General features: G+C 58.6%; 9 protein-coding genes. 3 read left to right on the top strand and 6 right to left on the bottom strand.

Annotated features, from left to right (window positions below; all coding sequences use genetic code 11):
• Both X756_RS0136175 and X756_RS136375 read right to left on the bottom strand, forming a co-directional pair.
• A partial coding sequence (locus tag X756_RS0136175; protein ID WP_245264610.1) for a pilus assembly protein TadG-related protein occupies positions 1-253 on the bottom strand: 253 nt, incomplete at its 3' end.
• Positions 254-766: 513 nt separating this feature from the next.
• Complete coding sequence (locus tag X756_RS136375; protein ID WP_023716267.1) at positions 767-958, bottom strand: hypothetical protein; 192 nt, start codon at positions 956-958, stop codon at positions 767-769.
• A 1,188-nt stretch (positions 959-2,146) separates the two neighbouring features.
• On the opposite strand from X756_RS136375, the gene X756_RS1000000169615 reads away from it, so the two are divergent.
• From X756_RS1000000169615 to X756_RS136360, 3 genes are all read left to right on the top strand, one after another.
• Positions 2,147-2,368, top strand: coding sequence for a hypothetical protein (locus X756_RS1000000169615; RefSeq protein WP_023731949.1), 222 nt, complete (start codon positions 2,147-2,149; stop codon positions 2,366-2,368).
• A 997-nt stretch (positions 2,369-3,365) separates the two neighbouring features.
• Positions 3,366-3,593 carry a hypothetical protein gene (locus X756_RS00100; RefSeq protein ID WP_245264611.1) on the top strand — a complete coding sequence of 76 codons (228 nt, stop codon included), beginning with the start codon at positions 3,366-3,368 and terminating at the stop codon, positions 3,591-3,593.
• A 195-nt stretch (positions 3,594-3,788) separates the two neighbouring features.
• Positions 3,789-4,091 carry a DUF1330 domain-containing protein gene (locus X756_RS136360; protein ID WP_023731954.1) on the top strand — a complete coding sequence of 101 codons (303 nt, stop codon included), beginning with the start codon at positions 3,789-3,791 and terminating at the stop codon, positions 4,089-4,091.
• Positions 4,092-4,145: 54 nt separating this feature from the next.
• Here X756_RS136360 and X756_RS1000000170695 read toward each other — a convergent pair whose 3' ends face one another.
• From X756_RS1000000170695 to X756_RS1000000169645, 4 genes are all read right to left on the bottom strand, one after another.
• Positions 4,146-4,283, bottom strand: coding sequence for an SOS response-associated peptidase family protein (locus X756_RS1000000170695; protein WP_023696775.1), 138 nt, complete (start codon positions 4,281-4,283; stop codon positions 4,146-4,148).
• Between the two features lie 584 nt (positions 4,284-4,867).
• Positions 4,868-5,125 carry a hypothetical protein gene (locus X756_RS1000000169205; RefSeq protein WP_023731955.1) on the bottom strand — a complete coding sequence of 86 codons (258 nt, stop codon included), beginning with the start codon at positions 5,123-5,125 and terminating at the stop codon, positions 4,868-4,870.
• Positions 5,126-5,909: 784 nt separating this feature from the next.
• A complete protein-coding gene (locus tag X756_RS136355; protein ID WP_023716274.1) occupies positions 5,910-6,641 on the bottom strand; it encodes a hypothetical protein in 732 nt (243 codons plus the stop codon).
• Between the two features lie 1,122 nt (positions 6,642-7,763).
• Positions 7,764-8,014: hypothetical protein (locus X756_RS1000000169645; protein WP_210164342.1), on the bottom strand; the 251-nt coding region annotated here is incomplete at its 5' end.

An 8,014-nucleotide genomic window follows, 5' to 3' on the forward strand; every position in this document is an offset into this window, starting at 1 on the left:
CCTGTTCGGCAACGGGCGCCTGGTTGAAAATCGCCGTGAAGTAGCGATCGAGATTCTGCTTGACGATGACCTCCACTGCTTTCTCGAGCGCGCCGGCATAGGCCGCGGCATCGGCAACGGCCTGCAGCTTAAGGCTGCTGTAATACCAGAAGGATGTCTCCACACCGAGGCCGGCGCCGCCAACCACGACCGGCAAGGTGAAGGCAACGATGACGGCAACGTTACCGTTCCTGGCGCGTGTTGCGCGGACCAATGCAGGCCAGAACCGGATGAATGCACTGGATCCCATATTTTTTATTAGAAATCACGAATAGACAAACGAATTTCTAAAAAACCCATTCCGATTCGATGAAGTCCACGGCCCAGACGAAAGGTTTGCTGCAATTCCTCTTCACGTGCATGTGCTTCACGCTGCGTCATCTCTACGGCCAAGGGGGGGCGCATTCTGACCGGGAGCTTTGGGTCGCAAACTGACCTTCCGTGATTGGGAGCCACATGGCTAAGCGGCTGTTCCGCTAGTGAGCCTCGACTGGAGTCCTAGATCCGCACACAAGCGTATCCTGGGTCGATCGCGCTTCGCGAAATGCGCCAAATTGCAAGGTCGTGAGTTCGGACAGCGGAAGCATTCTCCTCATGGGTGTTGCTTGTCGAGCAGAAGATTTCACGATCACCACCGAGACAGCTTCGTGTCGATCCCGCTGCTCGGCATGGTCTGCGGTGAAGTCTCCGTGCTCCCGGCACTGAGGTTATCCAATCGTAGCGAGTCCTAAAGCCGCACAACCTGGTCGAGATGCAGGCGTATCCGCTGGCCTTCCGCGAAGGACAGCGCAAACGATTCCAGGCCGAATGAGCGTGTAATTTCCTGGTCAGTTTCAATGATGCGAACGACCCATTCGCCACTGGCTCCGACCAGTTCCACGCGAGGCGTGGCCTTGCGAATTGGCACCACGCTGCCCATCACAGCCTCCCTACGAAAAGCAATGGCAAGTCGATTTAAGACCCTGGTAGTCGGAAGTTCAATAACAAATGCTTGTTCGGATCGGACAAACCACCCTCGATGGGCATTACGAAGGCGGGCGAATCACACCTCAGTTAGGCGAACCCTCCGGGGAACCTCCCGTGAGATAGCCTCTGCTTTAGGTCGTTGGCATTCAGGATGGCCGCCAGCTCTTCGGCATACTCCATGTCGGGAAGGTTGACAGATGGGTGGCCCGCTACAGATGCAGTGCGCGCCGGACGAGCCGAGTTCCGAGTCGGGCTAGTCGAGGACTTGCCCTTGCCGGATAGCACATTCGACAAGGCGCTCAGCGTCCACACAGTGTACTTCTGGCAAAGCCTTAGAGCCGGATCCGCAGAGCTCGCTCGCGTCATCGAACCAGGCGGTCGCGTCGTCCTGGGCTTCCTCCCGAAGGCGCATATGGACAGGATGAACATGCCGGCCAACATTTTTACACCTCGCGAGCCGATGAGGTCATTTGCTGCCTTGCGAGATGCAGGGTTCAGCGACCCTGAAGTGCGGAGACCGAGCACGGAAACCGCATGGCTCGTGGTGACAGGAACGCGAAGATAAGTTTCGGCGCCTGGAAGCGGAAAGCCCGCCGCCGAAGCCAACTGGCTTTGTTGCAGGGGTTTGCCTAGGTTGCTCTGGGTTCAACACTGGGTGCCAATTGCGCCGTCACTGCGCTGAGACGCCCACGTTTGGTCAGTACTGGCTTGCTGTATTCTTTCTTCACTGCAGTCCCTCTCTAGCGAATTTCGGCAAAGCGCCGGTCTAAAGGTTCTCACTCATCGGTGCAGGTTGATGGCGTGCACACAGCCGTTACGGCCGAGAGCTTCTCGCGCTTGTTTATTTCAGGCTTCTGATAAGGCTTCTTCATGCAGGATCCCCAGTTTGTCCCTCAACGCGAAAATGCGGTGCGCCGATCACGATTGTCAACCAGAAACACTAAAGTAGCGGCCGAGCGGGGCCAGGGGACCGGCACGCGCGGTCAGGGCGGCGCACCATGGATGCTGCAATTGCCTGGCCGGTTGCCATGGCCTGCTAACGAGCGCACAATGTTGCCGTCGCCTCGAAAAATCAAAAACAAACAGGCACGAGGCGCTTGGGAGCGATCATCAGGCTTTCGCCCGACCAGGGAGAAGGCCCATGCCCACACAGGCACAGAGCCGGCTCATGTATTTTATGGGCCAACTCGTTCACAACGAGAGCATCGTTTCCAAGCAGGATATCGTTGGCTTACTGGATCACGAAGGCAGTCCGACGGCCGACGCCGACGAATTGCTGGCGAACTTGCATCGATCACTGCAACACGCCCGACAGAGCTTGCACGAGGCGCAAGAGATCTATGGAGTCAGAAATGCGGAGTAGCGAAAAAACAAAACTCGCATACACAGCCGCAGAGTTCGCCGAAAAACACGGTTTGACCGTGAAGGCAGCCGAAATCATCTTGTCCGTGAACGGCTCCTCACGTGTCGCTTGCGATGCAGCAGCACGCGCATTCAAAGAAGCGGTTGCGCACCGACAACACAGCAATGACGGCGAATGAGGCCCGCGCCTGCTTCCGAGGCTGCGCGGGCCGACCATGACGAGTGGAGAGGACATCTTGGTCACCGGCAGGAATCGCTGAAGAACGAGCCGGGTGTGACCGAACAGCCTCAGAGTGAGGATGTTCCCGACTGACGCAAAAAAGCCCGCCAGCATGAGCCGGCGGGCCAAGTATGGGTCGCTGTCCAAATGAACGCGTTCGGTGTCTTCAGATGGATTTGGTCGAGAAGCCGCCGCGCGTCAGGCGCAACAGATCGGGCGCCGATCAAACGCCCCGCGGGCGCAGGAACGCCTTCGTCTCGCGGGCGCTCCGCGTAAGCAAATCTTCGCCGCCGAGAAGCTCAATCGTCTCGGCCCAACCGTCGTCTGCAAGCAATTCGTGTGTCGTCGCAGTTAGAATCACACCCGATTCCGCAGGGCAATACCTATCTTATCGCCTATGGCCTTTGCGCAGTTCATCCAAAGGAACAGGACAGGGCCGTCTCAGCCGCGCGGGAGCCGTCTGGCTGCCTTATGGTCGGTGATGTTCTCGATCGCCTTCAAAAGGGGTGGAGGGACCTCACAGAGCTTGGCATGCTCGCTGTGGTACGCCACAGCGGCCCGACGATGCTCTTGTGCAGCGCTTCGGCTGCTGCCAGGAAGCGGTCGATTTCAGTCCGGGAAAGCTGGTCGGAAGGTTTGGTTCTGGCCATTGGCGCGCAATTACTAATTTAGTGAAGCCTTACGTGCTTCTGGGGAGTAGACGTGAGACCGGTCGGTCCAGCTATGGGGCGCATTGAACATATTGTTTTTTCCGCGATTGCTGATTGGGATGTTTGCCATGTCGACCGTGGTAGCGACCTGGATTTACCTAGCAACGGATTCGTTCTGGAAGTCCCTTGCATGGACCTTGCTGATTTTTATCATCTTTCAGGTTGCATATTTCCTATTTTCATTCGCGCATTTCGACAAGTTTTGGATGAAAAGGACCGAAGAAAAACCGAACCCTGCCGAGCCTACCTGTCGAGACGGCGGTGTCTCATCTGAAGGGCGGTCGATGACGCTTTGAGGGAGACCGCCAGACACGAGAGCATGCGATCATGCTAATCTTTGCGAACCATGCGAAAGAAGGAAAGCCGTGGCAGCGCCAACAATCATCGAAAAGCGCGCTGGCGCTGGATGTCGCCACGGAGATCGTCGACAGGGTGCGGACCGACGACGCCGAAGCCGAGGAGCGCGAGGTAGGTCTAAGGAGGAAACACAGATGGCTGCCTATCTGATAGCGGATGTAGACGTAAAAGACGCTGCCTTGTTCGAGGAATATCGGCGGGACGTTCCCGCTACCGAAGAGCGGTACGGTGGGCGGTACCTGGGCCGCGGTGGCGCCACCAAGGTTCTGGAAGGTGATTCGGATCCACACCGACTGGTCATTGTCGAATTCCCCGACATGGCGTCATTGATGGGCTGGTATAATTCGCCGGAATACGCCCGGCTGATCGAGATCCGCAAACGTTCCGCTAACACCAGGATCATCGCTTTAGAAGGGATTGCAACGCCTGCGGCGTGACCCATGCAGCCAGCGGACCCGACGACAGTTGGCGTCCTCAGCGTCATTTCTTCCTCACGGCGAGATGCCGTCGGCAGGGATCAGGCAGCGTTTGGACATGAAGGCGTCGCGGAACGCGGGTGCTGTATTGATGCCCTCCATCCTCGCGTTGTCTTCGCACAGGTCGTCAAGGACGCCCTCAGCCAGAGCCATAAAGTCCCGCGCGCTTCCGTACCACGGCGAACGGCCGTCCAGGACATCTCTGGCAATTCTGCGGTGCAGACGAGCGAATTGATCAAACCGCCCGCCTCCTTATAGCCATTCATGAAATGCGCAAAGCGCGCTGACTGACGCCAACGGAAGGGACGCGGCATTTGCGAGAAGTCGCCTTCCAGAGAGCGTCGCTCCCATTCCTTCAACTCGTCAGGTGTCTCGTGACCGCCGTGTTATCCCGATCATGCGAAGACGTTCGCTCCGGTGCGGGACGACTTCAAGTCCTTTTCAAGGGTGTTGGGAGGTTGGCCCACGGCTGAAGGGCTGCACAACCAAGGGGCACGATCAGCTTCTGCACCTTCAGACACATCGTGATAACCTGTCGGCCATGAAATCGGAGGCTTGAGAGAAACGTGGGCGGGCCCCAGGAGACTAATTTCTGCCCATGGGAAGGCGATGTCCGCGCTAGCCGGAATGTCAGCTACCGAAGATCCGCCGCCTGAAGGCTGCCAGTCCGCTAATGGCCGCCCCAAAGCTGCCGGTCAACACAAGATCGCATTGGAACCGATCCTTCGCATCCCCCGTTATCGAATGGAAGGGACATTACTTGTCATTAGGAGATGAAGAATGAAGCGGCTTCTTTTTGCCACTGCCATGATGGCTGTTTCCAGCGGGCTTGCGTTCGCGGGGACGACGGGGACAACAGGGACGACGTCGAGTGGCTCCTCCACTACCACAACGATGCCGACGACAGATAACAACACGGATTCGACCACAACGAAGTCGACCAATTCGAACTCAGCGAAGGACTGTGCGCCGGGCCAGCAGAGTGGCAGTGCCAAGCAGGCCGCTCCTGGTCAACAGGATGACACCAGTGCCAAGTCCGCAGCCCCTGGACAGATGAAAACGACTGCCGAAGGTTGCTAATTGTGCCGGGAGAGGCCTGTTTGCACCGGCCGGAATGGATGCCTCCCGCTGCCGACCGGCGGCAACGGTCCGGCCCGTGCGCCTTCGATCAGTGCGGGCCGTTTTTCTGAAAGAACCTCCCTTAATCGTCCAACGAGCCTGCAGCCTTTTCTTGGGCGAGCCGGAATGCATAGTTGGTTGCGATGTGATTGTTGAAAGCGGCCTTGGCGAAGGCAGATTTGAACGCGACAAACGCCTCAAGCGGCACGTCCAGGAAATCGTATTGCTTCCCCCCTGGCTCAAAACCAGACAGAGAACCCTGGTCCGGGTCAATAGTCGAACTTGCGCATCGAGGTCGACGGCATGGTGCGTTTCAAGAAACCAGCGTGAGCCGCGGCCAGCCGGGTATGGACCGCCCTACAGGCTGAACTGTATTCGAAGATGTGGCCGGGCGTAGAATGACGTCTCGTTCCGCCGCTTCGCGCGCCGCCCTGATCGGAGTTTTCGCGTTGACGGTGTGGGTGGCCGTCACGGCATCGCCTGCCATCTCCTCAACACGGTATTTCGGCACTTTTGTTCCTACGCGTCGGTAGCAACTCCGCTTGTTTGGGGGTCGCCCTCAAAGAGGAGAATAAGGTGGCAAGCTCGGGTCGCCCTGCCGCCGGGGGGGTGACCCGGCGGCTTGCACGTTCGACTAGGGTCGCTTCACCTGTGACCGCCTTACGGCGTTGCCGCAGGAGTCTGCTTGGCAGCCATCTCGTCGATCTTCTCGGCAAGCACGCCGTTGGCCCATTCGGTGACCTCGGCGTCGACCGGCTTGTTGGCCATATCGGCGAGCGCGTCATCCAGCGACGGGACGGCGGCAGCAGCATCGGCCGCCGCTATATTGGCGGCATCGAGAGCCGCCTGCGCTGCGTCAATCTGCTCCTGGGTCGGGACTTGGTCGGCCGGAGTATTCGGGTCGTTCAACTTGGCGTTCAACGCGTCGACTTCGGCTTGGGCGGCATCTACCGCGGCTTGGGCACCCTTGGCGGCCGCCGACGCTGTCACATAAGCCTGAATGCCGGCGAATTTCTTGCTCTTGGAGTTCATATAAGCGTTGATGTTGCGCTGCAGCGAGTTCAGCCGGCCAAGCTTGGCGTGAATGTTCTTGTCCTTAGGCGTCGCGGCGACCTCAATGTCGTCGACGGCGACCTGGTCTTCGCCCGAGGCCTTCTTTCCGGCGTGAGCCGATGCCGACTTGCCGTGCGAAGCGCTGTTGCCGGACTTCCCGCCGCTGTTGCCGGACTTGCCGCTATTGCCGTGACCACCGCCATTGCCGTGACCACCGCCATTGCCGTGACCACCACCATTGCCGTGACCACCACCGTTTCCACCCGCGCCAGCGAAAGCAGGAGCGGTCACTAGCGCAAGCGCGGCAAGCGCTGCCAACAGCGTTTTTCGGGATGTCATGGTACATTTCGGAGTATGGCGGGAAAGATGTGGGTGCAATATGGGTGCCAAACTATTCGTCCCAAATTGGGACCATGCTGCGGCCTGCAAGCTGCGCTTAGGTCTCATAAAAGGCTTAGGCGTTCGCATCGGAAATGGCGATAGCTGGTTAGATCGCTTCCTTCCTCCGTTTGTATGATTCGTTGGCATTGGCAGTCGTGCGCATATTGTTTGCCGGACGGCGCTGAGTCTCACCGGTCGAGCCCAGCGGCCCGCCCGCCGCAAAGTGTCCCCCCGCTACAAAGGCTGCTGGGCCGTCCTAGCGCCGATCTGCTCCGGCAATGGCCGCGTGAATGCCCGCTCGACTCCAGCAACAGCTTCATCCTTGGTTGCGACGGTTCCGCGCGCGCCGCCGTCATCGAGCGTATCTTACTCGCCTAACCCGGATCGTGCCGCGTCCGCTTTCCGGGACGCACGGATCTATGCTCAACAGCTAATGTCAGGCGCGTACCTGAATTGGTCCTCGAGCCGAGATAGCGCGTTAGTCGATACACGACATTGCGATGTCCAGGAATCGACCGTTTCGCGAACAGCGATGACTACTCGGAGCTGCTATCTCGTTTGCGCCACGAACTGTCCCCTGCCCTCAATGCTTCCAACGTCTCATTTGGGGCCGTATCCGGACGGTCTGCTTCTAGGAAGCGCTCGTCGGTAAGCTGCCGTTCGAGTTCACGGTCATCGAGCNGCGAAGTTTGCCTTGTCAACTGACGAATACGCTGCTTTGACGACCAAGTTTAGCGGGCGCTCTTACCGGCCGGCCCCTTGACGGCTGGAACAGGGCCGGTAGCGGATCGGCAGCTTGCGGAGCCACGCAGCCGAAGAGCGGTCATTCCATGACGTTGTTTACAGCTCCAGGAGGAGTGTCACTCCTCCTGGAATAACAACCTGCCATTCGTCGACGCCTCCTTCCAACCTGGGGAGAACCGCCGGAAATCAGGCTGTCAGATTGCACACCGTCGCGTGGAGTCATTCATCGCGCCAGTATGGGTGNCGAATAACAACCTGCCATTCGTCAACGCCTCCTTCCAACCTGGGGAGAACCGCCGGAAATCAGGCTGTCAGATTGCACACCGTCGCGTGGAGTCATTCATCGCGCCAGTATGGGTGGGAACAGCTGAATTGGCGCGAGCCAACCAGACGGCGTTTGGTCTCCGATATCGGTCCTCGGACGGGCAGATCATTCGCGGTCATGTTGGGTACGACGCTGTAACCCTGATCAACAAGCTGCAGTTTCAGCTCCGCCAGGTGGCGCCTGAATCCGTTTTCGATGTAGCTGCGCGGATACCGCCATCCGTTCCTGCATGCTCGCACGAGAATGTCGGAATACAGTTCAG

Origin of the sequence: Mesorhizobium sp. LNJC405B00 (genome assembly GCF_000502615.1) — a bacterium.
Lineage (GTDB): Bacteria > Pseudomonadota > Alphaproteobacteria > Rhizobiales > Rhizobiaceae > Mesorhizobium.

Bases quoted from the DNA above. Each gene is read 5' to 3' on its own strand.
- X756_RS136360 (WP_023731954.1), top strand. From the start codon at position 3,789: ATGGCTGCCTATCTGATAGCGGATGTAGACGTAAAAGACGCTGCCTTG.
- X756_RS1000000170695 (WP_023696775.1), bottom strand. From the start codon at position 4,283: ATGGCTCTGGCTGAGGGCGTCCTTGACGACCTGTGCGAAGACAACGCG.
- X756_RS00100 (WP_245264611.1), top strand. From the start codon at position 3,366: ATGTCGACCGTGGTAGCGACCTGGATTTACCTAGCAACGGATTCGTTC.
- X756_RS136375 (WP_023716267.1), bottom strand. From the start codon at position 958: ATGGGCAGCGTGGTGCCAATTCGCAAGGCCACGCCTCGCGTGGAACTG.
- X756_RS1000000169615 (WP_023731949.1), top strand. From the start codon at position 2,147: ATGCCCACACAGGCACAGAGCCGGCTCATGTATTTTATGGGCCAACTC.
- X756_RS136355 (WP_023716274.1), bottom strand. From the start codon at position 6,641: ATGACATCCCGAAAAACGCTGTTGGCAGCGCTTGCCGCGCTTGCGCTA.